Raw genomic sequence first — 24,206 nt, 5'->3', positions numbered from 1 at the left:
TCCTTAACCTCGACGCTGCTTTTAGGGCACGTCCCCTCTCCCCGCGCGCGGGGAGAGGGTTAGGGTGAGGGGCAAAAGCAAGGGCAGATGTTTTTCAATTCAATAAGGCGCCACCACCGGCCCCATGCCGACGTAGACCGTCTTCAGCTCGGAATAATGCTCCAGCGCGGCGAGCGAATTCTCGCGGCCGAAGCCGGATTGTTTCGAGCCGCCGAAGGGGATTTCCACCGGGCAGAGATTATAGGTGTTGATCCACAGCGTGCCCGCTTCCAGCCGGTCGACGACGCGGTGGGCGCGGGTGAGGTCGGCGGTGAAGACGCCGCCGGAAAGGCCGAATTCGCTGGCATTGGCGCGCGCGATCACCTCGTCCTCGGCGTCGAAATCGAGCACGCACATCACAGGGCCAAAGATTTCCTCGCGGGCGATGGTCATGTTGTCGGTGACATCGGCAAACACCGTCGGCTGCACGTAATAGCCTTCGCCGGAGACGTTGTTCGGAATGCCGCCGCCGGCAATCAGTGTCGCACCCTCGGCCTTGCCCTTCTCGATGTAGGAGATCACCTTCTCGCGCTGCGCCCAGGAGACCATCGGCCCGACCTGCGTCGCCTCGTCCATCGGATCGCCGATCAGCATCGCCTCGGTGCGGACCTTCAGCCGCTTCAGGAATTCGGCCTTGATTGTCTTCTGCACGAAGACGCGCGTGCCGTTCGAGCAGACCTGGCCGGTCGAATAGAAATTGCCGAGCATCGCGCCGCCGACCGCCGAATCGAGATCGGCATCGTCGAAGACGATGAGCGGCGACTTGCCGCCGAGTTCCATCGTCACGTGCTTGAGGTTGCCGGCGGCAGCCGCCGCGACCCTGCGGCCGGTCGGCACCGAGCCGGTCAGCGACACCTTGGCGACGTCGGGATGGTTGACGAGCAGCGGTCCCGTGTCGCGATCGCCCTGGATCACGTTGAAGAGCCCCTTCGGCAGTCCCGCCTCGTGCAGGATCTCGGCGATCTTCAGCGCGCCGAGCGGCGTGTTTTCCGACGGTTTGAACACCATGGCATTGCCGCAGACAAGCGCCGGCGCAGCTTTCCAGCAGGCGATCTGCTGCGGATAGTTCCAGGCGCCGATGCCGACGCAGACGCCAAGCGGCACCCGCTTGGTATAGGCGAAATCCTGGCCGAGCGGGATATGCGAACCGTTGAGGCCGGCAGGCGCGATGCCGCCGAAGAATTCGAAGGCATCCGCACCCGAGGTTGGGTCGGCGACGATCGTCTCCTGGATCGGCTTGCCGGTATCGAGCGTCTCGAGTTCGGAAAGCGCCCGGTTTCTCTCGCGCATGATCTCGGCTGCCCGTTTCAGGATGCGCCCGCGCGCCATTGGGCTCATCGCCGCCCATTCCGGCTGGGCGCGCTTGGCGGCTGCGATCGCCCGTTCGACAATCGCAGGCGTTGCGGCATGCAGCCGGGCGATCACCTCGCCGGTGGCGGGATAGAGGCTCTCGATGACGGTGCCGTCGGTATCCTCGACATATTCGCCATCGATGAAATGCGAGGCTTTCGGCTGGGCTTTCATGTCATTTGTCCTTGGGTGGTTCGATGTGGTCGTCCCTTCTCGCTGCGGGGAGAGGGGGAGGCGGTGGCCAAAAGCGCATTCAGATAATCTTCCGTCAGCGCGATCGAGGCTTCAATGCCGATCGGCGCGGATTTCAGACTTTGCCTGATATAGAGCCCGTCGATCATCGCCGCAGCGCCTTCGGCGATGCGTTCTGCGGCGTCAGCTGGCAACAGCACTTTCAGATCGGCCAGCAGATTGGAGCGCAGCCGCCTGGCATAGATCACCAGGAAACGGCGGGTCTCTTCCGAACGCTGCGCTTCGGCGTAAAAGGCAAGCCAGGCGGCAATCGTCTCCGGCGCAAACTGGTCGGCATGGAAGCTGACGCGGATGACGGCCGAAAGCCGGGCGCGCGGCGTCCTGGCGGCCCTGAGTGCGGCCACCGTATCGCTGCGCAATTGCCGGAGAAGCGAGCGGATCGTCTCGATCAGCAATTGTTCCTTGCTGCCGAAATAATGATGCGCCAGGGCTGGTGACACGCCGGCTTGCCGGGCGATGTCGGACATGGTGACGGCAAGCGAGCCGTGATCGCCGATCACCCGCAGCGCCGCATCGACAAGCGCCTTGCGGCGCACCGGCTCCATTCCGACCTTCGGCAACAGACCACTCCTTGAAATCAGCGACAGGTTATTTTTGATTGACTGATCAATCAATAAAAATCTTTAGCGATTTGCTCAGACGCAGATCTTTCCCTGCCGAATTGCTGCAGCATATTCGAATGTGTCAGGAGGTGGATCATGGCCGATGTCTTCGAGGGAACGCCGACATCTTCGCTGCAGTCGAAATGGATCTGGTTCGCCGGCCTCGGCGTGCTGCTGCTCGTCTGCGGTCTGATCGCGCTCGGCAATCTGATGCTCGCCACCGTCGTCTCGGTCTATTATGTCGGCATGCTGATGCTGTTCGGCGGCGTGATCTATCTCGTCCATGCCTTCCAGGTGCGCGGCTGGGATCACGTGCTGTTCTGGATACTGAGTGGCCTGCTTTATGTGCTTGCCGGCATCTGCGCCTTCATCAACCCGATCCTGACTTCGGCGGCGCTGACGCTGTTTCTGTCGCTGGCGCTGGTCGTCGCCGGCGTCTTCCGCACTTGGGTCGGCATGCGCATGAAGCCCACCAAGGGCTGGCGCTGGATCGTCGCAAGCGGTGTCATCACCGCTCTTGCCGGTTTCGTCATCGCGCTCGGCTGGCCGGTGAACAGCCTGTGGATCCTCGGCCTGTTCCTGGCCGCCGATCTCATCGTCCAAGGCTCGACGTTGATCGCCTTCGGCCTCGGCATCCGCAGTTCAAACTGATGCCGCTGACCGTTCTTTTTTGACAAGACCCGTTCTTTTTTGACAAGACTAGGACAGGGGATTAGACTTAACGGGTTACAGGCCGGTCCCGCGCAAGCGAACGGTCTGAGTGCGAATGCACCAAGGCACCGGCGAGTTCGCCGAGAATGCTAAAAATGGTCATGCGTCCCCCAGAGGCAGGGTTCTGCCTGATCAGAAAAGGGAGGAAGTTCATGCCGATGGTCACCGTTTCCATCTCTCCGCAACAGGCAGCGGGCATCCGCGCCGCCGTCGATAATGGCGGCTATGCCTCGAGCAGCGAGGTCGTCCGCGAGGCGCTCCGCCTGTGGGATAGCACCCGCAAGCTCAATGAGTTCCGGGACGATGTTCTCGACGACGAGGGCGTTCCGTCAGGCGGCAGATGCGTCGCCGACATGTTCGCCGATCACGAGGCGGAGCGCCGTCGCTCCGCCTGAATAAGCGTTTGATTGCATTGGAAAAATTGAATAAACGCGGAGCGCGTGAAAGACCCTTGCGCGTTTCATAAAACTTTCACATTGGCGAAAGAGTTCATTGACCCTTCTGCGGCATGTTCCTGGCGAAAAAGAACAAGTCACAGTGGAGATCAGCCCCAATGAAGACCGGCCACGTGAAGACTGGGGTGTCCTTGGCTGCCACCGTCGCGCCGGATGTCCTGCGCCGCTACGCCAGCGATCAGATCGTAACTCTTGCCAAGCTCGTGGTCGAAAATGCCTTCCAGCCGATCGTCGAGGCCGGCACCGGCACGGTCTTCGGCTACGAATCCCTGATGCGCGGCCAGGATCGCATCGGCTACGAAACGCCGGTCGACATCCTCGACGAGGCTCACCAGGCTGGCCAGCTGCTGCAACTCGAACAAATGGTCGCCAGCCGCGCGCTTGCCAAATTCGCGACGCTGTCGAATTTCTCCACCTCGACGCTGTTCCTCAATCTCGATGTCCGGCTCATCCCACATGGCGAAAGCCTGGTCGAGACCCTGCTGCAACACCTGCGCAAGGCGAATATTCCGCCGTCCTCCGTCTGCTTCGAATTCTCCGAGCGTTTCGACAATACCAGCGTGCCGGAATTTTCCGGCCTGGTTTCCAGGCTGCGCAAGGCCGGTTTCAAGCTGGCGATCGACGATTTCGGCGTCGGCCACGGCGAGATGAAGCTGCTCTGCGATTATGCCGTCGATTATCTCAAGATCGACCGCCATTTCGTCGCCGAGATCGACCGCAGCCCGCGCAAGCGCCATCTGTTGAAGAGCATCGTCAACATCGCCCATGTGCTCGGCACGCGCGTCATCGCCGAAGGCATCGAGACCGAGGCCGAATTCATCGCCTGCCGCGAATATGGTGTCGACCTCGTCCAGGGCTGGTTCATCTCCCGCCCGACGACGCATATATCGGAGCTGGCGCCGTCCTTCCCGCACCTGCAGGAGCTCGGCAAGAGCAAACGGGGCAGCCAGTCGCTCGACGAAATCCTCATCCGCAAGCAGATCGAGCTGCTGCCGACGGTCTATGAGAACGACAGCATCGACAGCGTCTTCGAACTCTTCCGCCGCAATCCGCGCCAGGCTTTCTTTCCCGTCCTCAATGCCAATGACGAGCCGCGCGGCATCATCCACGAGCATCACCTCAAGGAATATATCTACCAGCCCTTCGGCCGCGATCTCCTGAAGAACAAGATGTATGAGCGCAGCATCTCGCATTTCGTCGAGATGGCGCCGATCGTCGGCCTCGACAGCGACGCCGAGCAGCTGATGGCGATCTTCGCCAATATGGAAGGCAGCAACTGCCTGATCCTGACCGACAATATGCGTTATGCCGGCGTCGTCTCCGCCGCCTCGCTGATCAAGGTCATCAACGAGAAGCAGCTGAAGACCGCCCAGGACCAGAACCCGCTGACCGGCCTGCCGGGCAATCGCGCCATCCGCGATTTCATGCGTCAGTCCGGCCGCGACGGCGATGAGCTCCGCCACTTCTGCTATTGCGACTTCGATAATTTCAAGCCTTTCAATGATGCCTATGGCTTCCAACTCGGCGACCACGCGATCTCGCTGTTTGCCGCGTTGATGCGCCGCTATTTCTTCGCCGAGCGCCATTTCCTCGGCCATGTCGGCGGCGACGATTTCTTCATCGGCGTCGTCGGCTGGACCAAGGAAGAGCTGACGGAAATCCTCGACCGGCTGATCAGCGATTTCCACGACGATGTGCGGGATTTCTATTCCGACGAGGACCGCGCCGCCGGCCGCATCCTCGGTCACGACCGCACCGGCGCCGAAGCCCTGTTCCCACTGATGCGCTGCTCGATCGGCGTCATCGAACTGCCGGGAGGCCTCGTCATCGACGATATCAACCGCGTCAGCGCCGAAATCGCCATCATCAAGTCGGCCGCCAAGGACAGCGAGGAAGGCCTGGTCTTCCATCTCCTACAGCGCCGCGCGTCTTTTTAGTCGCGCAAAGGACGCTGTAGCACTTATGCAGTGGGCGAGGCGAATTGACGCCTCTGCCACATCAAGCCTTCCCAAGCCTGCAGGGCTGATTTATTTCCTGTGTCTAGCGAATAGAGCAATTCCCAGCAAAAGTGCGAAGCGGTTTTGCGTCCGGGATTGCGTCAAAGCAAAAAGGTAGAGCGGTTTTCAGCCGCTCTAGGGAGGAACCGGGTCATGCCATTGCCTCAGGATATGCGTTTCGTCGATCTGCCGTCCTTCGGCGGGCCGGAGGTGATGACGATCGGCAGGCGTCCACTTCCTGTGCCCGGCGACGGAGAGGTCCTGGTGCGCGCCGAGGCGATCGGCGTCAACCGACCGGATATTGCCCAGCGCCAGGGCAACTATCCCGCGCCGAAGGGTGCGAGCCCGATCCTCGGCCTGGAATTGTCGGGCGAAATCGTTGCCGTCGGCCCTGGTGTCAGCGGCCACGCCGTCGGCGACAAGGTTTGCGGGCTGGCCAATGGCGGCGCCTATGCCGAATATTGCCTGCTGCCGGCAGGCCAGATCCTGCCCTTTCCTAAAGGCTATGATGCGGTGAAGGCGGCGGCCTTGCCTGAGACCTTCTTCACTGTCTGGGCCAACCTCTTCCAGATGGCCGGGTTGACGGAAGGCGAGACGGTGCTGATCCATGGCGGCTCCAGCGGCATCGGCACGACGGCGATCCAGCTCGCCCGCGCCTTCGGCGCCGAGGTCTACGCGACGGCGGGGTCGAAGGAGAAATGCGAGGCCTGCGAAAAGCTTGGCGCCAAACGCGCGATCAACTACCGGACCGAGGATTTCGCCGAGGTCATCAAGGCCGAGACCGGCCAGGGCGTCGATATCATCCTCGATATGATCGGCGCCGCCTACTTCGAACGTAACATCGCTTCGCTGGCGAGGGACGGCTGCCTGTCGATCATCGCCTTCCTCGGCGGCGCCGTCGCCGAAAAGGTCAATCTCTCGCCGATCATGGTCAAGCGCCTGACGGTCACCGGCTCCACCATGCGGCCACGCACAGCGGAAGAAAAACGCGCCATCCGCGACGATCTGCTCTCGGAAGTCTGGCCGCTGCTGGAATCCGGCACCGTCGCCCCCGTCATCCACAAGGTCTTTGCCTTCGAAGAGGTCGTCGAAGCGCACCGGCTGCTGGAAGAGGGCAGCCATGTCGGCAAGGTCATGCTGCGCGTCGGCTAGAGCAATTCCAGCAAAAGTGTGCAGCGCTTTTGCCGGGAATTGCGCCAAAACAAAGAGCTAGGGCGCTCTTAGTGCGTCCTATCGGACGCGCGGCGCTCTAGCGTCAGCGACACCGCGACTGCGAGAACACCGGGCAGCGCCATCAATAGATAAAGCCAGTGCGCCGCCGACAGCGCACCTGATATGCCGCCGGGATGAACGAGGCCGGCGCCATTGGCGATGACGCCGGCAAAGGCGGCCCCGAACGCCCCACCGAGCGAACTCATTGTCGGGATGGCGGCAGAAGCCTTGTCCTTCTCGTTGTCGGCCACGAGCCTCAAAACCATGGCGACCAGATGCGCCCAGCCGAGACCGATGCCGAAGCCCATCATGAACATGCCGATCGCCGCCGGCACGATGATCAGCATATGCCCTTCGGGATTGTCCTTGGCGAGGAAGACGGCGAGGCAAGCGGTCGCTGACGCCTCGATGAGGGCGCCGATGACGATTGCCCAATAGGCTCGGCCGCCGGTCCACGAGCCGCTGAGGAAGGCCGCGAAAGTCCAGCCGAGGGCGACGAGCGCCACGAGATAACCCGAGACGATCGCCGGCACCCCATGCAAGGTTTGCAGGAAATAGGGAATGAAGACGTCGCTGACGAGAACGATAGTCACGGCGAGCATCGCCAGGTAGACCCGTGAAATCGGCTGGGAAAGGCTGACGGCGCCGGAGGGCAGCAGCCGGTTCGGGCTTCGGCCCTCGATGACGATCATGCCGGCGACCGCGACGACCGAAGCGGCGATCAGCGCGACCTTCGTGGCTGTCGCCTCGATCGCGCCGGCCGCACTCACCATCAGCACGGCGGCAAGCAGCAGTCCGATCTGGGCAACCGGGGTTTTCTCCTGCTCGCGGTCGTCCTCGACGTCGGGCAACAGCCGCGGCGCCAAGACCGCCATCAGCAGGCCGAGTGGCACGAGCACGATGAAAGCATAGCGCCAGGCGTGGCCCGCAGAAAAGAAGCCGCCGAGCGTCGGCCCGATGACGGTCGAGACCCCCCAGATTGCCGCGTAGAGCGTCGAGGCCTTCGGCCACAGCGGCTCGGGATAGACGAAGCGGATGAAGGCATAGCCGAGTGCTGCAAGTGCGCCTGTTCCGAGACCCTGCACCGCGCGTCCGATCAGCACCACCGGCATCGACGGTGCGGCTGCGGCAATCAGGCTGCCGGCGCCGAAGACCAGTGCTGCGATCACATAGACGGATCGAAGCCCGATGCCGCGCGGCCGCATGGCGACGAAGATCGAGCCGAGCACGGCGGCGGCGACGAACAGGCTGGTGACCCAGGAAAACAGCGCGAGGCCGCCGATATCGCGCACGATCGAGGGCGCGATCGTCGCCATGATGTAAGTCTCCACCGCGTAAAGCGTCACGCCGCCTGCCAGCATCAGCGTTGCCGGCAGGTGCTCGGGCGCAAAGAGGCGGAAGACGGAGCTGGCGCTGGGGATGGTTGCTGTCTGGTCGATATTCGACATGGGAGGGCCCGGAGATTTTTGCTGGCGAAGGATTATTTTCCAAGTTATAAATTGGAAAATTGCATGCGGCCTCGAATTAAACAAGGCTTGACTTGGAAAATATGCGCCAGTCCCCAGCCAACCGGATCCTGATCCTGATAAAGACCGACGGGCCGCAGCTCGCCGCCGTGATCGGCAATGCGCTCGGCATATCGGGCGAGGCCGCCCGCCAGCAACTGTCGAAGATGGCGGAGGAGGGGCTGGTGGAACCGGTCACCCTTGCCGGCGCGGGCCGTGGCCGGCCGCGCCAGCTCTGGCACCTCACAGCCAGCGGCAACCGCCAGTTCCCGGATGGCCATGCCGAGTTGACGGCAAATCTCCTCGGCACGCTCGTCGAACAGCTCGGCCCCGCAGCCCTCGATACCGTCATCTCCGCCCGCGAGGCCGAGACGCTGCAGCGCTATCGGCAGGAACTCGGCAATGCCGACAACCTTGCCTCGCGCGTCGCGGCTCTTGCCGGCATTCGCACCCGCGAGGGCTATATGGCTGATCACTGGCAGGAGGCGGACGGATCCTTCATGCTGGTCGAAAACCATTGCCCGATCTGCGCCGCCGCCACGGCCTGCGCCGGCTTCTGCCGCTCCGAACTCGAAACCTTCCGCGCCGTCCTCGACGCCGAGGTCGAGCGCAGCGAACACATCCTCGCCGGCGCCCGCCGCTGCGCCTATCGCATCACGCCGCCTTGACGCCTGTCGATCGGCGCGCCGCACTTCACGCCGGTTGCCGCGCCTGCCGCCTGCTGCTTTCGAGATAGAGCAGCGCTCCGATCGATGCGAGACCCGCGGCCGCGCCGACGAAGGCGGTGCCGGAATAATCGGTGATCGCGGTGCCGAAGGCGAAGAGGCCGGCGCTGACGCCAACCCCAATGAACGTGTTCAGCGAGATCAGCGAGGTTCCGAGCCCCGGCCGGTCCGCGATCAGGTCCTGCAGATAGGTGATCGGCACGCTGAGGATCGCTGCCGCCCCGCAGGCATTGAAGAGGAGGAGTGCGTAGACGTGCCAGGGTGCGGAAGCAAAGCCGAGCAGCAGCAGATAGACGCAATAGATCAGCGCGCCGAAGGCAAGCACATGCACAGTTCGGAAGCGGCGCTGCGCAAAGCCCCACATCATCATGAACGGCATCTCGAGCAAGGCCGTCAAACCTGCCATGAAGCCGACATCGACCACGGTGCCGCCGGCCGCATGGGTGATGATAAGCGGCAGGAGCATGGCGTTCAGCCGTTGCAGCCCGAACAGCATCGCCATGACGATGACGCGCGACAGCACATGCGGCACGAAGATCCGTTTCAGCGAAGCAAAGAAGCCGACTGGATCGGGGGCAGGGCCGCCTGAGCCATTTCCGGGTGCGAAGAAGAAATACAGGCAGAAGCAGGTGCAGCTTGCCAATGCGGCGATCCCATAGGCCGGCGTCATCGACGGCGAACTGACGAGATAGAGGCCGATCAACCCCGGCGCCAGCGCCCATGAGCCGGAAAAGAGAGCCCGCACCGTTGCGGTGATCGCCGCCCCCTGGCCGCGGTCCATCTGGTTGGTCCTGGCGCGCAGGCTGGCAAACAGCAGCGAATAGGTGGAATTGCTCATCGGCACCAGCAACAGCGTGGAGAAGATGAAGACCGCGGGGCTATGAATGAGCGCGATCGACCCGAAGCCGAGCATGCCGGCGACGGAAAGCCCCAGCACCAGCGGCCGGCGCTCCTTCAGCCTGTCCGACCAGATGCCGAGCGTCAGGCTCGTCGTGACGTTGACGATCGAAGAGAAGAACACCAGCGCCGAATAGGCGCTATTGCTCAAGCCCAGTTCATTGATCCCGATAATCGACTGATAGGGCGCGGTCGACGCATAGGTGAAGGCGAGCGCGACGAGGGTCACGGTTGGGATGCGGATCCTGTTGTCGCGAAGGATCAAGGAAAAGGTGGATGTCATGGGGAGCGGTTCCTGATGCACCACTCTTAGCTGCATGGGACCTATCAGAGAAACGATAGTTTTAGATTGCTTCGGTCAATTTATGTGATGAATGTTTGGACGATGTGATCGCGCTCCGAGCCCGCAGCGAGGCTGAGCGCCTATCTCAGAATTTCGCGACCAAACTTGAGAGCCAGAAGTCGATTTGCCCGAAGGGAAGAACGTTTGCCAAAAAACCGACCAGAGCTGAGGTGGTGTATATCAACACCAGCCCAAGAAGGACTCCAAGGCTGATTCCGACGCTCGTCTTTGCGGGCCGGCGTGCCAACCAACACGCCAAGCTCAGAGAGACAATCGTGAAAAGTGCCAACAACGTGGACTCGGTGATAGATATGCCCGATTGCAAAACAATTCCTCGGATTGTGAATTGGGTTGCAAGGCATAACGTCTCGAGGCGTCTAAACTCAAGGCCGAGGAGGACGGAATCTGTGTGACATCCAGCCACATATCGACCCGGTGCTCTATCAGGCAGGCACTCGCGCGGCCGCCTAACCCTGGCAAAACGTCAACCCCGTTGGCTTTCGCCGCGTGACGCGTTATGGACTGCCCATCCCGCCAGCATCCGGATAAAAGCTCATGACCAATCCCGTCACCGTCGAAGTCACCCGCGGCCTGCTCGTCGAAAGTCGCCATCGTGGCGCGGTGGCTGTCGTCGATGGCGATGGCAAGCTTGTCTTCTCGCTGGGCGACATCGAGGCCGCGGTCTTCCCGCGCTCGTCCTGCAAGGCGATGCAGGCGCTGCCGCTGGTCGAGAGTGGTGCTGCCGATGCCTATGGCTTCGGTGACAAGGAATTGGCGCTGGCCTGCGCCTCGCACAATGGCGAGGACGAGCATGTGGTGCTGGCCCACTCCATGCTGTCGCGCGCCGGCCGCGATGCGCAAGCGCTGGAATGCGGCGCCCACTGGTCGATGAGCCAGAAGATCCTGATCCAGCAGGCCCGCACGCTCGACGCACCGACCGCGCTGCACAACAATTGCTCGGGAAAACATGCCGGTTTCATCTGCGCCTGCTGCCATCAGGACCTCGATCCGAAGGGCTATGTCGGCGCCCAGCACCCGCTGCAGGTCGAGATCCGCGCGGCGATGGAAAGCCTGACCGGGGCCGTGATTGGCGCCGATAGCTGCGGTACCGACGGCTGCTCGATCCCGACCTATGCCGTGCCGCTGCGCAGCCTTGCCCACGGTTTTGCCAAAATGGCGACCAGCACCGGCCTGGAACCCCTCCGTGCCAAGGCATCCCGCCGCCTGATCGAGGCCTGCATGGCCGAGCCCTTCTATGTCGCCGGCTCCGGCCGCGCCTGCACTGCGCTGATGCAGATCGCCCCCGGCCGCATCTTCTGCAAGACCGGCGCCGAAGGCGTCTTCTGCGCCGCGATCCCGGAAAAGGGCATCGCCATCGCGCTCAAATGCGAGGATGGCATGACCCGCGCCGCCGAAGCCATGGTGGCGGCGACCCTCGCCCGCTTCTTCGAGGCGGAGAGCGAGGTGCATGCGGCATTGATGGCCCATGCCGCAACGCCGATGCGCAATTGGAACGGCATCCATGTCGGCGATATCAGGGTCACCTCCGCCTTGGCCGGATGACTGCGAACTTACATATATAAGTTATTAGAAAAATAAGAATTACCTAATATAAGGAAGGATACGTCCTGCGATCGCGGATGCACCCTTTCGCGGCGACGTGAGCACAGTCCTGGAAGCCGTGAGGGCAGGGCATGTTTGCGGGCCGCTATCTCTGGTGGATGCTGATGGGGATCGGCATCTTCATGTTCGCCGCGCTGAGCCTCGATTATATCACCTGGCTCATGATCCAGTTGTCCGGCTGCGGCGATATGGCCGGTGCCTGCGAGCCGGTTCTCCGGCTGATATCGGGCATGCTCAAACCCGCCTGCATCTGGACCGCGATCTGCATGCTCTTCATGGCGACGCTGCTCCGTCTTCACGCTCTCTCGCTCATCTGGTTCTGGGGGCCGATCGTCGCTGTCTGGTTCGTCGCCTCCACGCCGATCCTCCTCTTCGTTGCAGCGGATGCGGCGGCTCTGACGCAACCCGCCACGCTGGCGGTGCTGCCGGTCGCCTTGCTGTTTCTGGCGGCCTTTGTCACCTATCTCATGTTTGCCCTGGAGGATGGCGACATACTGCCGCTTGCAGCCTCGGTGCCATTGCGCCTCACACTCCGCCTGACGGCGGTCTACGGCGCTCTTGCCGGTTTAGCCTTCATGCCGGAACTGTCGCGGATCGCCGGGACCCTGCTCGATATGCCAGCACTTTCCGTCGTCATCGCGTTGGCGCAGCCATATCTGCAGACGGTGCTCACACTTGGAACCGGCAGCATGGCGCCGGCCTATGCCGTGCTGGCGGCCTTCATCGCGGCCCTTGCCGCATGCCTCCTGCCGCATGCTGCCGCACCGCAGCCCTCCCGCAGCGCCATCATGCTGCGGCGATCGCGCCGTTGAGATCGCGATAGGGTTTCAGCTGTTCGGCCGTCATCTCCATGGGCACGATCAGCCCCGCCACTTCGGAAATGGCAAGCACCGGGCAGGGCGAGACGAGGTCGAACTTCTCCTCGGTCAGCAGCACATGCGTTTCGGCCGAGCAGCGGGCGATGTGCCGCTTGATCGCCGCTTCCTCGAAATCGCCGGTGGAAAGCCCGTGCACCGGATGCGCCGCCGTCACCCCGAGGAAGAAGAGGTCGGGGCGAAGCTGCGAGATCGCCGCCGCCGCTGCTGCCCCCGTCGCCACCATCGAATGTTTGTAGAGCCGTCCGCCGGTGAGGATCACCTCGGCTGTCGGGTGGTGTTCGAGTTCGGCGGCGATGGTCGGGCTGTGGGTCGCAACCGTCAGCGGCATGTCGCGCGGCAGTTGCCTGGCGATCTCCGCCGTCGTCGTGCCGCCGTCGAGGAAGATCATCTGTCCGGGTTTCACCATCGCCGCCGCCGCCGCCCCCAGCCGCGCCTTGATCTGCGACGAGACGCTGCGCCGGGCGGTGAAATCCGGCAGGTCTGGCGCCAGCGGCATCGCCCCGCCATGCACCCGTTTCAGCAGCCCTTCCGCCGCCATTTCCCTGAGGTCGCGGCGGATCGTGTCTTCCGAAAGGGCGAAATCCTCGGCGACGCGCTTGGCGACCACCTGGCCGTCACGGCGCAGGATGTCGAGAATGAGGGTCTTGCGTTGCGTTGTCAGCATGATCTCTTTGCACGAAATTGAACATAATAGCCCGATATTGCACGAAATGACTCGACATTCAAGAAATATCGTGCATTTTCACGAAATCCCGTGCATGAGGCCGGGAGTGCTCACGCAGAAGCGGAGCGAAGGAGTGGATCATGTTGATTTTGATTGCCGGGCCTTATCGGTCCGGAACGGGCGACGACCCGGAAAAGATGGCCGCCAACCTGAAGCGGCTGGAAGCGCCTTCGCACGCGCTGTTTGAAGCCGGCCATGTGCCGATGATCGGCGAATGGGTGGCCCTGCCGATCTGGCACGCCGCCGGCGGCCGGTCGGTCGGCGACACGCTCTACGAAGAGATCTTCCACCCGGTCGCCGGCCGGCTGCTGCAGCTCTGCGAGGGCGTGCTGCGCCTGCCGGGCGATTCCAAGGGAGCGGACAACGACGTCCGCATCGCCAGGGAACGCGGCATTCCGGTCTGGCACAGGCTGGAGGATGTACCGGGCTGCGGCTGAGCGGGTTTTTGGCCTCGTCAGACGTGAGAGCGTCGCAGCAGAGTGTATTCGCTCCCTTGGTAGACAAGACAAGCTCGGGCGCAAGAGCTGCCCCTCACCCTAACCCTCTCCCCGTAAAACGGGGCGAGGGGACGTGCCAAACGGAGGGTAGAGATGGAGGAAGGCGGCTCGGCATGTCCCTTCTCCCCGCGAGCGGGGAGAAGGTGGCGGCAGGCGGATGAGGGGCCAGGCACGGCACATCGGTCATTGCCCTCGCACCCATCCTTTCCTTGATGGCTCCGGAGAGGAGAAGCAAAACCCAATCCCACCAGTTCCGACCCGCGCACCGCTACGCTATAACCCTTGCCGAAAGGGAGTCGAGAACCATGCTGACACTATACTACGCGCCGGGAACCTGCGCGCTCGCAAGCCTTATTGCCCTGGAAGAATCCGGCCTGGCCTTCGAAGTCAAGAAGATCAGCCTCCGCGATGGCGAGCAGCGCTCGCCGGACTATTTGAAGATCAACCCGAAGGGCCGTGTGCCGGCACTGGTCACCGATTATGGCGTGCTGACGGAAACGCCGGCGATCCTGGGCTATATCGCCCAGAGCGCGCCGGCCGCCAAGCTGGCGCCGCTTGACGATGCCTTCGAATTTGCCAGGCTCCAGTCCTTCAACAGCTATATCTGCTCGACCGTGCATGTGAACCATGCCCATCGCCCGCGCGGCTCCCGCTGGGCCGACGAGCCGGCGGCAATCGAGGCGATGAAGGCCAAGGTGCCTGAGAATATGGCCGATTGTTTTACGCTGATCGAGCAGACGATGTTTGAAGGCCCATGGGTGATGGGGGAGGCCTATTCGCTCGCCGATCCCTATCTCTTCGTCATGACCGACTGGCTGCCGTCCGACGGCGTCGATCCCGCCCGCTTCGAAAAGGCGAGCGACCACCACGCCCGCATGCTGCAGCGCCCCGCCGTGCAGCGGGCGCTGGCCTACGATCGGGCCTGATCCTTAAATCCGGCGGCAAGTTTTTTCGGCGCCCGGAACAGCCAGGCGCCGATCAGCCGCAGCCGCAATTCCTCGTCGCCGATCACAGCGGCGCGCACCGGCAGATGCGGCCAGCCGACGTAATGATCGGTCTGGAAATAGACGTCGGGCGCCATCTCCAGCAGGTGATCCTTGTCGTCGAGCGAAATCGAGATCACGATCGTCTCGGCGTTCTTCACCGCGACGAAACTCCTGCCGCCGACCTTCAGCGCCGGATTGCCGTAGGAGGTGCTCTCCTCGACATCGGGCAGCCCGGCTTCCGCCGCCAGCCGCTTCAGACGTTCGAAGATCGCATCGACATGACAGGCCATGGTTCCGCCCTTTCTGCCAGGGCGAAGCTATCATATTTTCACGCGCATTTCGCCAGCTGCGGCTTGGTCTCTTCCTGAAAGCCGGCCGCCATCCCCAGCGGCAGATCGGCTATTTCGCGCATCGACATGCGCTCGACCTCGGGATGCCGCAGCGGATCATCCTTCCAGGCAGGAGCATCGCCAATTTCCGCGGTGCCCACAGGAAGGACTGGTCTCAAGAAAAACTTCAGCAACGACATGGCATGCCTCGCTTTCTCAGTGGCGCGGAACAGATAGTGCAGTGGCTAACGCCCGCTGAACCATCACATTTGCCGCAGACTGCATGTTCGAATGGATTGCCTATGCTTGCAATGTCGGCCTCAACAACCGGATTTTCAATTGAGAATAACGCTGAGGCGGTATAGAAAAACTATATGAAGAACCTGAATATGGTCCATCTCAACGGCCTGCGGGCGCTGGAAGCCGTCGGCCGTCTCGGCTCGCTGCAGGCCGCCGCAGATGAACTCGGCGTCTCGGTCGGCGCCGTCAGCCAGCAGGTGATCAAGGCCGAAGCCCAACTCGGTCAGGTGATCTTCGAGCGCACCGCCAGAGGAATGATCGCCACCGAAGCCGGCCGGCCGGTGCTGCTCGCGCTCGACGAGGGTTTTGCCCGTCTTTCGGCGGCGGTGTCGATCGCCAGCCGCAAGGACGATACGATCCTGACGATCTCGGTGGCGCCGGTTTTCGCCGCCCGCTGGCTCGTTCATCGGCTCGATCGCTTCGCCGAGCGTCATCCCGACATCAAGCTGCGGTTGGATGCAACCACCAATCTAGTCAATCCGGCGCTATGCGACGTCGATATCGGCATCCGCGTCGGCAACGGCAAGTGGCCTGACGTGAAGGCCGAACTGTTATTGGCACAGGAGGTCTTTCCCGTCTGCTCCCCCGAGATGGCGGCGAATTTGAAGGAACCCGCCGATATCCTCGCACTGCCTGCCATCATCGATGGCCGCGCCATGTTCACCTGGGAGGTCTGGATGCGCGAGGCCGGACTATCCGGCGCCACCCTTCCGACCCGCCACGTCTTCAACGACGCCTCGCTCTGCCTCGATGCGGCGATCGCCGGCCAAGGTGTCATGCTGGCCTGGCAGACCCTTGCCGCCTTTGCGCTCGCCGAAGGCCGGCTGGCCGCCCCTTTCGGCATTCGGGCGCAGACCGGCTTCGGCCATTACTTCGTCACCGCCGAAGGCACGCGCGAGCCCAAGAAGGTGAGGGATTTCAAGGCCTGGATCCGCGAGGAAATGGCCGGCACGCTCACGCTTTTCCAGTAGCCCTCAAACTTCGATCGGCTCCTTGGCCCGCGCTGCCTGCATCGCCTTATAGGCCGGGCGGGACTGGCAACGCTCGATCCAGGCTTTGATATTCGGATGCGCATCGAACAGCGCCTCTTCGCTCTGGGCGTAGCGCAGCACCTCGGCGAGGTTGAGATCGGCGACGGTGAAGCGGTCGCCGACGATCCATTGCCTTCCGGCAAGGTGGTTTTCGAGAACCGCCAGCGGCCTGCGCAGCGCCCGGCAGGCGACCGCGATCGTCTGCTTGCCCTCGTCCCTATCTTCGAGCCCGTTATCATAAGTGAGCACGATCTTCACAGTAAGCGGCTCGACCTGCGAAGCCGCCCAGACCGTCCACATCGTCAGCAATCCGTCTTCTTCGACGGTTTTTCCGGAAAGCGGCCCACCGTGTCTACGCGCGAGGTAGAGGTTGATCGCCAGCGACTCGTGCATGACGAGGTCGCCATCCCGAATGCTGGGGATCTGCGCCATCGGATTGACGGCGATGAAAGCAGGCGAATGTGTATTGAGCGGCGCATCCGGAGACAGCGGTTCCGTCAGCCGCCTTGCCTGCAGCACCGGCACCGACTGAAATGCGAGCCCGAGCTCCTCCGCCATCCAGTAAACGCGAGACGCGCGCGATCGATAGACCCCGTAGATTGTCAGCATGAATGATACCCCCTCGATATGTCCAAAGACCGTAAATGGCGGCTCGGCGTGGGAAAAGTCCTTGTGGCTAATGGGACGATGAAAGCTTTTGATGGCCTTCAGGAGACGCGGTTTCTCTCGACGGTCAACTGTGTATAGGGCGAGCCGCCGCCCGCCATCTCGCCGGAGACTTTCTTCTCCCATTGGAAGCCGAGCACCGCCCCTTCGGCAGTCTCCTGGAAAATGTTGTCGGTGATGACGGCGGTCCCGGCGCCGTCGGCGACCGAAACGGCGCATCCCACGGGCGCCTTACGCACCACATTGCCTGTCACAATGACGTTGCGCAGATACGGCCCCCAGCCGATCTGCAGCCCCCAGCGCGGCGCGCCCTCGATCACATTGCCTGAAATCAGCGTGTCGGCCTCCGCCGCGATGCCGATGCCGAAGCCGACCTCGTGCTGATAGGGGCCGCGCAGCGTCAGGTTGCGCACGACATTGGCGGTGACGCTCGCCAGCCGGCCGCCTTCATCGAAATTGGCGATCGAGATGCCGTTGGCCGCCCCGTCGATCATGTTGGCGGAAACGACGGCGCCCTCGAAGGCGAATTCGACATAGATCGCCGTCTCGCCGGAACGCCGGCACTGATTGCTGCTGATCTGGATATCCGAGGCCGAATTGGCGCGGATCGCCGTAAAGGCGCAATCGGAGATCTGGTTGTTCACCACCATCACGCCGTCGGCGCGGAAGATGTTGATGCCGTTGCCGTTTTGCCCGGTGCCGCCGTCATTGGCGCGGATGCTGGAGATGCGGTTGCCGGAGACGACAGTGCCGTCCTCCGCCTTCTTCCAGCGATGCACCAGGATGCCGCCATTGCCGCAATCCGAGACCGTGTTGCCGGTGACCGAGAGGGTGGTGGAATCCACCGCGTAAAGCCCGGACTGGGCAGCCCCCGAAATACGGCTGCGTTCGATCCGCCCGCCGCAGCGCTCCAGTTGCAGGCCGTGCTTGCGGCTGCCGCCGATCTCGCAATTGTCGATCAGCACCTCGTCGACGCCGGTAAATTGCAAAAGCCCGCCGGCATAGTCGCCAAGCCAACGGTTGCCGCCGTCGATGACGAGATTGGAAAGCTCGATCCGCCTCACGTTCTCGGCCGCAAACAGATGGCCTTCACCGGTATAGACGATCCGCGAGGCGCCGGGCACGCCAGTGATACGCGTATTGTCGGGCAAAGTGAGATTGGAGACCCGGTAGGTGCCGGGCGGAAGGAAGACCGGCACGTTCTCACGCGCCGCCTGCTCGATCATCTGCTGCAGGTTGCGGGTCTTGCGGTCGCCGCTTTCGGGAATGGCGCGATATTCCACCGCGTCGATCGCCCCGCGCAGATCGGGCTGAGCGGCCGCAGTCAGCGGCGAGGCAAGCGTGCGCGATGCCCCTCCCACAACGGCCGAGGCGGCAAGAAAGAAAAGCATGTCGCGGCGTGAGGGCATCCGGGTATCACTTGTCATAACGCGCCCGTAGCAGGAAACGTGCCAGACAGGCATGTATTCTTTTGGCACAGGCTGGGCAAAGGCGGACGAAATTGCCGTTATGGCCGAGGCCGACGGCAGGATCTCGCCGCTTATTTTGTCGTCTTGTTCACCCTTTCATTTAAGCAAGCCGAAGGAAATGAGGACTACTTTGAAGGGAATTTCAATGATGACGAGTGCGGGATACGGCCTTCGGCCGGCGGGGAGAATGGCATCATGCACGAATTGGGTGCCAGGCGATGGGAATCAACCGATGCCCTGACGGCCGAAACGCGACGCATCGTCGCCGCGACGGAGGCAATGATGGCATCGACCGCCCACCACCTCTCCGAGGGCATCGAGAACCTGCGCCTCAAGGCGATCGTCCACGAACTGCCGGATTTCCTCTACGTCAAGGACCGTGACAGCCGCTTCGTCTTCGCCAACGCCGTCACCGCCAGCAGCCTCGGCCTGGAGCGCGCCGATCTGATCACCGGCAAGCGCGACTTCGACCTGTTCGATTTCGAGACGGCGTGCCGCCATTTCGACATCGAGCAGCAGATCATGGCGACGGGCGAAGCCCGCATCGACATGGAGGAATCCTACGTCCTTCCCGGCAGCAGAAGGCCGATATGCCGGCTGACCTCGAAGATACCGCTGCGCAACGATCGCGGCGAGATCGTCGGCCTTATCGGTGTTTCCCGTGATATCACCGAACGCAAGCGCCAGGAGGATCTGCATCGCGGCCAGGCGAGCCTGCTCGAAATGATCGCCCGCAACGAGCCGTTGCCGATGATCCTCGAGGCGCTCGTGCTGATGATCGAGGCGCAGCTGGATGGGATTGACGGATCGGTGCTGCTGCTCGACAGCGAGGGCACCAGGCTCTATCACGGCGCGTCTCCCAATCTGCCCGGCGGCTACAGCCGGCTCATCGACGGCGTTACGATCGGTCCCAAGGTCGGCTCCTGCGGCACCGCCGCCTGGCGCGGTCAGACCGTGATCGTCGACGACGTGATGAGTGATCCGCTCTGGGAGGATTTTCGCGCCCTGATCGCCCCGTTCGGCTTCCGCTCCTGCTGGTCGACGCCGATCGCCACCTCACAGAACAATGTGCTCGGCACGTTTGCGCTCTATTCCAGGGAAGTCCGCCGTCCCACCGACCACGAGATGACGCTGGTGGCGCTCGCCACCCATATCGCCGGCATCGCCATCGAGCGCAAGCGTGTCGACGACCGCATTCATTTCATGGCCCATCATGACGATCTGACGGGCCTGCCGAACCGCGCCTTCCTCAAGGAGCGGCTGGCGAGCATCCTCGACCAGGCCCGGCGCAACAACCGCAAGGTGACCATCGCCTATATCGATCTCGACAATTTCAAGGACATCAATGACGGCCGCGGCCACGCTGCCGGCGACGAGGTGCTGAAGGAGATCGCCACCCGCATGGCCAATAGCGTCAGGGCGTCTGATATGGTGGTGCGTCTCGGCGGCGACGAATTCCTCGTGGTGCTCGTCCACCAGTCGAGCCATGATGCCGGCATCACGCGCCGCCTTCGCGAGCTGCAGAAGGCAATCAACCGGCCGATCCGCGGCGCGGACGGCGAAATCACCGTCACCTCGAGCATCGGCGTTGCGGCCTTCCCCTTCGATGGCGCGACCTCGGAAGAGCTTCTCGCCAATGCCGACCGCGCCATGTACCGCGCCAAGGAACTCGGCCGCAACACATTGCAACATCACGAAGGCGGCAGCACGCCGGTCGGAATGCCGCTCGGCGAGCACGAAGAATTGCATCAGGCGATCACCGGCGACCAGTTGTTCCTCCAATACCAGCCGCAGGTTGACGTCGCCACCGGCCGCATCACCGGCCTCGAGGCGCTGGTGCGCTGGAACCATCCGGCAAAGGGCAGGGTGCCTCCGGTCAATTTCATTCCGCTCGCCGAAGAGACCGGCCTGATCGTTCCCCTCGGTCTCTGGGTGTTGAACGAGGCCTGCCGCCAGGCGCGTCTTTGGCAAGACATGGGCCTGCCGCCTCTGACGATCGCCGTCAACGTATCGGCCAAGCAGTTCGCCGATCCGGATTTCGCAACCCATGTCGCCGAGGCGCTGGAGCGCCACCGCCTGCAGTCCCGCTGGCTGGAGCTTGAAGTCACCGAAAGCGTGGTGATGCAGAATGCCGAACGCGCGCTTGCCATGATGGAAACGCTGCGGGGGCTTGGCGTGCGCCTGTCGATCGACGATTTCGGCTCCGGTTATTCCAGCCTTGCGGCGCTGAAGACCTTCCCCTTTGATCGCCTGAAAATGGACCGCTCGCTGGTCGAGGCGCTGCCCGGCGACAAGACCGCCGTCGCCATCGCCTCGGCGGTCATTTCGCTGGCGCAGACGCTGAAGCTCTCGGTTCTCGCCGAAGGCGTCGAAACCGACGCCCAGATGGATTTCCTGCGCCAGGCTCACTGCGAGGAGGCGCAAGGCTTCCGCTTCTCCAAACCGGTCTCCCCGGAGGAGATCCCGGCATTGCTGCGGGCGCGTAGTCTTTAGTGCATGTCGCCCAAAAGTGTGCAGCGGTTTTGGGAGAACGACATGCACAAAAGGAAACATTGAAAGACGTCGCATCGATCAGGTCGATGTGAGGTCTTTCAAACCTTATTTCATAAGTTTGCCAATCGCTTCGATCTCATTCGTCCATATGCCCGCCGCATAGCCCTCAGGCAGCCGCGCCAGTTGCGCGGGGTCGTCGATGCCGGTGGAAAAATCATTGCCGCGATAGGGGCCGAGCACGAAGACGTCGGTCCCGGCATCCTGCATCCGGTTGAGAAAACGATCCGGCCAGCCCCAGAGCCACGGCGCGATGTTGATCGGCACCAGCATCATCGCATGTTTGCATTCGTCCGGCAGCAGGCCGGTCCAGCCATAGCCGATATAGCCGGTGAGGCAGCTCTTCAGGCTCTTGCGCGAGGCAGTCTTGATATCGGGTGCCATCCGGCGCACGACGTCGATCGGCTCGTCGCCGCCATAGACGATGATCTCCGCCCGTCGCTCAGTGGAAAGCCCGTTGAGCACGGCGGCGAGCTTTTCGCCCTCGGAAGGATCGCGGCTCTTGACGTTGATGAGGAAGCGCCAATCCGGAAAACTCGACAGCACCTCGGCAAGCGTCGGCATCATGCCGATGCCCCGGCCGCGAAAGGGAAAGGTCTTGCCGCCATCGGCGGTATAGCCATAGCCGATGTCGAGTCTCTTCATGTCAGCCATCGAATGCTCGCGGGTGACGCCATGCCCGTCGGTGCGGCAGTCGAGCGTCCAGTCGTGAAAGACGGCGAATTGCCCATCCGTCGTCGGATGCACGTCGATCTCGACGATATCGGCGCCGGCCGCAAAACCTGCCTGCATCGACGGAATGGTGTTTTCCAGATAATCGTGTTTCGGCGGCAGCATGCGGCTTGCCGTGCAGGTGTCGTTCTTGAGATCGGTTTCGTCGAACCGCTGGGCGATGCCGCGATGGGCGAGCAGCACCGGCTTTCCCGGCCGATGTTCGGCGAGCAGGCTGGTATTGTTGAGGTAGACGCCCGCCGCGGCGATCGCGATTGCCGCCGCACAATAGAAAAACTTCCTGCCCAATGCCGATCCCCCTGGTTGCATCGCAAGGGCTAGAAAACGATTCTGGTTGTTCTTGGGCTGTTTTCCGGCTTTTCTATGCTGCGGCAACAATGAGTCTGATCACTATGGAAGTTGACGACGATGAACTCATCCATTTCGAAGCGCATGGCGCCGCCGCGTTGCCGCCGGCGGCAGTCGACGGTCATGTCGCGCATGACGGTGCCCGTATCTGGTATGCGAGCTATGGCTCTGGCCCTCCTGTCATTCTGCTGCATGGCGGCCTTGGCCACAGCGGCAACTGGGGCTATCAGGTCCCGGCACTCTTGCGCCGCGGTCGCCGCGTCGTGCTGATCGACAGCCGCGGCCATGGAAGAAGCACCCGCGATTCCCGTCCCTATAGCTATGAGCTGATGGCTGCCGATGTGCTCGCCGTCATGGACGAACTGCACCTCGACAAGGCGGCCATCATCGGCTGGAGCGACGGCGCCTGCATCGCTTTGATCCTCGCCATGGCGGCGCCATCCCGGGTCGAGGGCGTCTTTTTCTTCGCCTGCAACATGGATCCGAGCGGCACGCTGGAATTCGTTCCGACCCCGGTCATCGATCGATGCTTCAGCCGTCATGCCCAGGATTATGCGGCGCTTTCCACCACGCCGGATGATTTTAATCCATTCGTCGAGGCGGTCAGCCTGATGATGCGGACGGAGCCGAACTATCAGGCCGCCGACTTGGGCTTGATCCGCGTGCCGGTCGCGATCGTGCTTGCCGAGCACGACGAATTCATCAAGCCGGACCATGCCGAATATCTTGCCCGCAGCATTCCGAACGCTGAGATGATCTATCTCAACGATGTCAGCCATTTCGCGCCGCTGCAGCGGCCGTCGCAATTTAATGCCGCCGTGGAATCCTTTCTCGATGGAATAGGTCGTGACGATCGCCGGGGTTGAGCCGCGGCGCATTCGCCAGTCCCTTCTTCCCGCCCTCTGGCCTCGCGCCCATTTCCCGCTATCTCTCGTTTTATGAGACCTGATGCGCTGCTTTATCCCGCCCCGGAGGGGCTCTATTGCCCGGAAGGCGGCTTTTATGTCGATCCGGTGCGGCCCGTCGAGCAGGCGCTCGTCACCCACGGCCATTCGGACCATGCCCGCCCCGGCCATGTGAACGTGCTTGCCACCCGCCAGACGCTCGACATCATGCGCCTGCGTTACGGCGACGGTTTCTGCGCCAGCGAGCAGGCGGCAGCCTTCGGCGAGGAACTGCTGGTCAACGGCGTCAAGGTGAGCTTTCACCCGGCCGGCCATGTGCTCGGCTCCGCCCAGATCGCCATCGAGAAGAACGGCACCCGCATCGTCGTCTCCGGCGACTACAAGCGCCGCCCCGACCCGACCTGCGCCGCCTATGAGCCGGTTGCCTGCGATGTCTTCATCACCGAGGCGACCTTCGGCCTGCCGGTCTTCCATCATCCCGATCCGATGGACGAGACGGCCAAGCTCTTGGCATCGCTGCGGCAATTTCCCGAGCGCACTCATCTGGTCGGCGCCTATGCGCTCGGCAAGGCCCAGCGTGTCATCCGGCTGCTGCGCGATGCCGGTTATGCCGAACCGATCTATATCCATGGCGCCATGGAAAAACTCTGCGACTATTACATCGAGCAGGGCATCGATCTCGGCGAGCTGCTGCCGGCGACGATCGAAAGCCGCGACAAGTCCGCTTTCAGGGGTGCGGTTGTCATCGGCCCGTCATCGGCCTTCGCCGACCGCTGGGCCCGGCGCTTCAACGAACCGCTGCCGGCCTTCGCCTCCGGCTGGATGATGGTGCGCCAGCGCGCCAAACAGCTCGGCGTCGAACTGCCGCTGGTCATCTCCGATCATTGCGACTGGCCGGAACTGACCGAAACGATCCGAGAACTGCACCCGGCCGAGGTCTGGGTGACGCACGGCCGCGAGGAGGCCCTGGTGCGCTGGTGCCAATTGCAGGGCATTAAGGCGAAGCCGCTGCATCTGGTGGGTTACGAGGATGAGGGGGATTGAGCGTGGAGTTTGTTGCTGAAAACCCCGCCCCAACCC

The 24,206-nt window shown here is 62.7% G+C and carries 23 protein-coding genes; 13 read left to right on the top strand and 10 right to left on the bottom strand.

Translation table 11 applies throughout. From position 1 onward, the window contains the following. Window positions 1-99: 99 nt before the first annotated feature. Both betB and betI read right to left on the bottom strand, forming a co-directional pair. Window positions 100-1,563 (bottom strand): betaine-aldehyde dehydrogenase, encoded by a 1,464-nt coding sequence (betB, locus tag GR198_RS34870; protein WP_164070456.1) that lies wholly within the window; start codon window positions 1,561-1,563, stop codon window positions 100-102. Next, on the bottom strand, window positions 1,560-2,186 hold the full coding sequence (gene betI / locus GR198_RS34865; protein WP_164070459.1) for a transcriptional regulator BetI: 627 nt from the start codon (window positions 2,184-2,186) through the stop codon (window positions 1,560-1,562). Before betI ends, betB begins: the two co-directional genes overlap by 4 nt. A gap of 153 nt (window positions 2,187-2,339) precedes the next feature. On the opposite strand from betI, the gene GR198_RS34860 reads away from it, so the two are divergent. The 4 genes from GR198_RS34860 (at window position 2,340) to GR198_RS34845 (ending at window position 6,558) form a co-directional block, all read left to right on the top strand. Further along, window positions 2,340-2,894: an HdeD family acid-resistance protein gene (locus tag GR198_RS34860; protein WP_029874334.1), complete on the top strand. Its 555-nt coding sequence runs from the start codon at window positions 2,340-2,342 to the stop codon at window positions 2,892-2,894. Between the two features lie 212 nt (window positions 2,895-3,106). After that, window positions 3,107-3,349: a ribbon-helix-helix domain-containing protein gene (locus GR198_RS34855; protein ID WP_003546415.1), complete on the top strand. Its 243-nt coding sequence runs from the start codon at window positions 3,107-3,109 to the stop codon at window positions 3,347-3,349. A 113-nt stretch (window positions 3,350-3,462) separates the two neighbouring features. Further along, window positions 3,463-5,346, top strand: a complete 1,884-nt coding sequence (locus tag GR198_RS34850) for a GGDEF domain-containing protein (RefSeq protein ID WP_164070455.1) — start codon at window positions 3,463-3,465, stop codon at window positions 5,344-5,346. Window positions 5,347-5,559: 213 nt separating this feature from the next. Continuing rightward, window positions 5,560-6,558 carry an NAD(P)H-quinone oxidoreductase gene (locus GR198_RS34845; RefSeq protein ID WP_164070454.1) on the top strand — a complete coding sequence of 333 codons (999 nt, stop codon included), beginning with the start codon at window positions 5,560-5,562 and terminating at the stop codon, window positions 6,556-6,558. A gap of 68 nt (window positions 6,559-6,626) precedes the next feature. Here GR198_RS34845 and GR198_RS34840 read toward each other — a convergent pair whose 3' ends face one another. Then, window positions 6,627-8,066 (bottom strand): MFS transporter, encoded by a 1,440-nt coding sequence (locus GR198_RS34840; protein WP_164070453.1) that lies wholly within the window; start codon window positions 8,064-8,066, stop codon window positions 6,627-6,629. Window positions 8,067-8,167: 101 nt separating this feature from the next. On the opposite strand from GR198_RS34840, the gene GR198_RS34835 reads away from it, so the two are divergent. Further along, window positions 8,168-8,791 (top strand): helix-turn-helix transcriptional regulator, encoded by a 624-nt coding sequence (locus GR198_RS34835; protein ID WP_164049512.1) that lies wholly within the window; start codon window positions 8,168-8,170, stop codon window positions 8,789-8,791. A 25-nt stretch (window positions 8,792-8,816) separates the two neighbouring features. On the opposite strand, the gene GR198_RS34830 is transcribed toward GR198_RS34835, so the two are convergent. Beyond that, a complete protein-coding gene (locus GR198_RS34830; protein ID WP_164070452.1) occupies window positions 8,817-10,028 on the bottom strand; it encodes an MFS transporter in 1,212 nt (403 codons plus the stop codon). Between the two features lie 615 nt (window positions 10,029-10,643). On the opposite strand from GR198_RS34830, the gene GR198_RS34825 reads away from it, so the two are divergent. Beyond that, window positions 10,644-11,651: an asparaginase gene (locus GR198_RS34825; RefSeq protein WP_164054805.1), complete on the top strand. Its 1,008-nt coding sequence runs from the start codon at window positions 10,644-10,646 to the stop codon at window positions 11,649-11,651. Between the two features lie 131 nt (window positions 11,652-11,782). Next, window positions 11,783-12,523 carry a hypothetical protein gene (locus GR198_RS34820; protein ID WP_164070451.1) on the top strand — a complete coding sequence of 247 codons (741 nt, stop codon included), beginning with the start codon at window positions 11,783-11,785 and terminating at the stop codon, window positions 12,521-12,523. Here GR198_RS34820 and GR198_RS34815 read toward each other — a convergent pair. Next, a complete protein-coding gene (locus tag GR198_RS34815; RefSeq protein WP_131623924.1) occupies window positions 12,498-13,253 on the bottom strand; it encodes a DeoR/GlpR family DNA-binding transcription regulator in 756 nt (251 codons plus the stop codon). The genes GR198_RS34820 and GR198_RS34815 overlap by 26 nt on opposite strands. A gap of 140 nt (window positions 13,254-13,393) precedes the next feature. Here GR198_RS34815 and GR198_RS34810 point away from each other — a divergent pair, with 140 nt between their 5' ends. Together GR198_RS34810 and GR198_RS34805 are read left to right on the top strand one after the other, a co-directional pair. Then, on the top strand, window positions 13,394-13,750 hold the full coding sequence (locus tag GR198_RS34810; protein WP_017990746.1) for a hypothetical protein: 357 nt from the start codon (window positions 13,394-13,396) through the stop codon (window positions 13,748-13,750). Between the two features lie 365 nt (window positions 13,751-14,115). Then, a complete protein-coding gene (locus tag GR198_RS34805; RefSeq protein WP_029874323.1) occupies window positions 14,116-14,736 on the top strand; it encodes a glutathione S-transferase family protein in 621 nt (206 codons plus the stop codon). On the opposite strand, the gene GR198_RS34800 is transcribed toward GR198_RS34805, so the two are convergent. Together GR198_RS34800 and GR198_RS34795 are read right to left on the bottom strand one after the other, a co-directional pair. After that, window positions 14,721-15,086 (bottom strand): MmcQ/YjbR family DNA-binding protein, encoded by a 366-nt coding sequence (locus GR198_RS34800; RefSeq protein WP_029874322.1) that lies wholly within the window; start codon window positions 15,084-15,086, stop codon window positions 14,721-14,723. The two genes, GR198_RS34805 and GR198_RS34800, sit on opposite strands and share 16 nt — an antisense overlap. A 38-nt stretch (window positions 15,087-15,124) precedes the next feature. After that, complete coding sequence (locus tag GR198_RS34795; RefSeq protein WP_164070450.1) at window positions 15,125-15,325, bottom strand: hypothetical protein; 201 nt, start codon at window positions 15,323-15,325, stop codon at window positions 15,125-15,127. A gap of 174 nt (window positions 15,326-15,499) precedes the next feature. Here GR198_RS34795 and GR198_RS34790 point away from each other — a divergent pair, with 174 nt between their 5' ends. Further along, a complete protein-coding gene (locus GR198_RS34790) occupies window positions 15,500-16,396 on the top strand; it encodes a LysR substrate-binding domain-containing protein (RefSeq protein WP_130786652.1) in 897 nt (298 codons plus the stop codon). 3 nt (window positions 16,397-16,399) lie between these two features. Here GR198_RS34790 and GR198_RS34785 read toward each other — a convergent pair whose 3' ends face one another. Both GR198_RS34785 and GR198_RS34780 read right to left on the bottom strand, forming a co-directional pair. After that, window positions 16,400-17,065, bottom strand: a complete 666-nt coding sequence (locus GR198_RS34785) for a glutathione S-transferase family protein (RefSeq protein WP_164070449.1) — start codon at window positions 17,063-17,065, stop codon at window positions 16,400-16,402. Window positions 17,066-17,163: 98 nt separating this feature from the next. After that, window positions 17,164-18,531, bottom strand: a complete 1,368-nt coding sequence (locus GR198_RS34780) for a TIGR03808 family TAT-translocated repetitive protein (RefSeq protein ID WP_164070458.1) — start codon at window positions 18,529-18,531, stop codon at window positions 17,164-17,166. Window positions 18,532-18,786: 255 nt separating this feature from the next. Between GR198_RS34780 and GR198_RS34775 the strand changes: the two genes are divergently transcribed. Continuing rightward, window positions 18,787-21,084, top strand: coding sequence for a sensor domain-containing protein (locus GR198_RS34775; RefSeq protein ID WP_130786654.1), 2,298 nt, complete (start codon window positions 18,787-18,789; stop codon window positions 21,082-21,084). A 105-nt stretch (window positions 21,085-21,189) separates the two neighbouring features. Here GR198_RS34775 and GR198_RS34770 read toward each other — a convergent pair whose 3' ends face one another. After that, the gene (locus tag GR198_RS34770) at window positions 21,190-22,161 is read right to left on the bottom strand and encodes a glycerophosphodiester phosphodiesterase family protein (RefSeq protein WP_164070448.1); all 972 of its coding nucleotides are present in this window, start codon (window positions 22,159-22,161) and stop codon (window positions 21,190-21,192) included. Window positions 22,162-22,265: 104 nt separating this feature from the next. Between GR198_RS34770 and GR198_RS34765 the strand changes: the two genes are divergently transcribed. Together GR198_RS34765 and GR198_RS34760 are read left to right on the top strand one after the other, a co-directional pair. Continuing rightward, window positions 22,266-23,087: an alpha/beta fold hydrolase gene (locus tag GR198_RS34765; protein WP_164070457.1), complete on the top strand. Its 822-nt coding sequence runs from the start codon at window positions 22,266-22,268 to the stop codon at window positions 23,085-23,087. Window positions 23,088-23,159: 72 nt separating this feature from the next. Then, window positions 23,160-24,170 carry a ligase-associated DNA damage response exonuclease gene (locus tag GR198_RS34760; protein WP_164070447.1) on the top strand — a complete coding sequence of 337 codons (1,011 nt, stop codon included), beginning with the start codon at window positions 23,160-23,162 and terminating at the stop codon, window positions 24,168-24,170. Window positions 24,171-24,206: the final 36 nt, after the last annotated feature.

The organism is Rhizobium leguminosarum (assembly GCF_010668065.1).
Classification (GTDB): Bacteria; Pseudomonadota; Alphaproteobacteria; order Rhizobiales; family Rhizobiaceae; genus Rhizobium; species Rhizobium leguminosarum_S.
This window is presented reverse-complemented; position numbering and strand designations above follow the sequence as displayed.

Coding starts and splice junctions, on each gene's coding strand:
- GR198_RS34785 (WP_164070449.1), bottom strand. CDS start 17,065: ATGCTGACAATCTACGGGGTCTATCGATCGCGCGCGTCTCGCGTTTAC.
- GR198_RS34815 (WP_131623924.1), bottom strand. CDS start 13,253: ATGCTGACAACGCAACGCAAGACCCTCATTCTCGACATCCTGCGCCGT.
- GR198_RS34795 (WP_164070450.1), bottom strand. CDS start 15,325: ATGTCGTTGCTGAAGTTTTTCTTGAGACCAGTCCTTCCTGTGGGCACC.
- betI (WP_164070459.1), bottom strand. CDS start 2,186: ATGGAGCCGGTGCGCCGCAAGGCGCTTGTCGATGCGGCGCTGCGGGTG.
- GR198_RS34765 (WP_164070457.1), top strand. CDS start 22,266: ATGGAAGTTGACGACGATGAACTCATCCATTTCGAAGCGCATGGCGCC.
- GR198_RS34800 (WP_029874322.1), bottom strand. CDS start 15,086: ATGGCCTGTCATGTCGATGCGATCTTCGAACGTCTGAAGCGGCTGGCG.
- GR198_RS34790 (WP_130786652.1), top strand. CDS start 15,500: ATGAAGAACCTGAATATGGTCCATCTCAACGGCCTGCGGGCGCTGGAA.
- GR198_RS34860 (WP_029874334.1), top strand. CDS start 2,340: ATGGCCGATGTCTTCGAGGGAACGCCGACATCTTCGCTGCAGTCGAAA.
- GR198_RS34830 (WP_164070452.1), bottom strand. CDS start 10,028: ATGACATCCACCTTTTCCTTGATCCTTCGCGACAACAGGATCCGCATC.
- GR198_RS34850 (WP_164070455.1), top strand. CDS start 3,463: ATGTTCCTGGCGAAAAAGAACAAGTCACAGTGGAGATCAGCCCCAATG.
- GR198_RS34845 (WP_164070454.1), top strand. CDS start 5,560: ATGCCATTGCCTCAGGATATGCGTTTCGTCGATCTGCCGTCCTTCGGC.
- GR198_RS34855 (WP_003546415.1), top strand. CDS start 3,107: ATGCCGATGGTCACCGTTTCCATCTCTCCGCAACAGGCAGCGGGCATC.
- GR198_RS34810 (WP_017990746.1), top strand. CDS start 13,394: ATGTTGATTTTGATTGCCGGGCCTTATCGGTCCGGAACGGGCGACGAC.
- GR198_RS34775 (WP_130786654.1), top strand. CDS start 18,787: ATGCACGAATTGGGTGCCAGGCGATGGGAATCAACCGATGCCCTGACG.
- GR198_RS34780 (WP_164070458.1), bottom strand. CDS start 18,531: ATGCCCTCACGCCGCGACATGCTTTTCTTTCTTGCCGCCTCGGCCGTT.
- GR198_RS34835 (WP_164049512.1), top strand. CDS start 8,168: ATGCGCCAGTCCCCAGCCAACCGGATCCTGATCCTGATAAAGACCGAC.
- GR198_RS34805 (WP_029874323.1), top strand. CDS start 14,116: ATGCTGACACTATACTACGCGCCGGGAACCTGCGCGCTCGCAAGCCTT.
- GR198_RS34840 (WP_164070453.1), bottom strand. CDS start 8,066: ATGTCGAATATCGACCAGACAGCAACCATCCCCAGCGCCAGCTCCGTC.
- GR198_RS34825 (WP_164054805.1), top strand. CDS start 10,644: ATGACCAATCCCGTCACCGTCGAAGTCACCCGCGGCCTGCTCGTCGAA.
- betB (WP_164070456.1), bottom strand. CDS start 1,563: ATGAAAGCCCAGCCGAAAGCCTCGCATTTCATCGATGGCGAATATGTC.
- GR198_RS34820 (WP_164070451.1), top strand. CDS start 11,783: ATGTTTGCGGGCCGCTATCTCTGGTGGATGCTGATGGGGATCGGCATC.
- GR198_RS34760 (WP_164070447.1), top strand. CDS start 23,160: ATGAGACCTGATGCGCTGCTTTATCCCGCCCCGGAGGGGCTCTATTGC.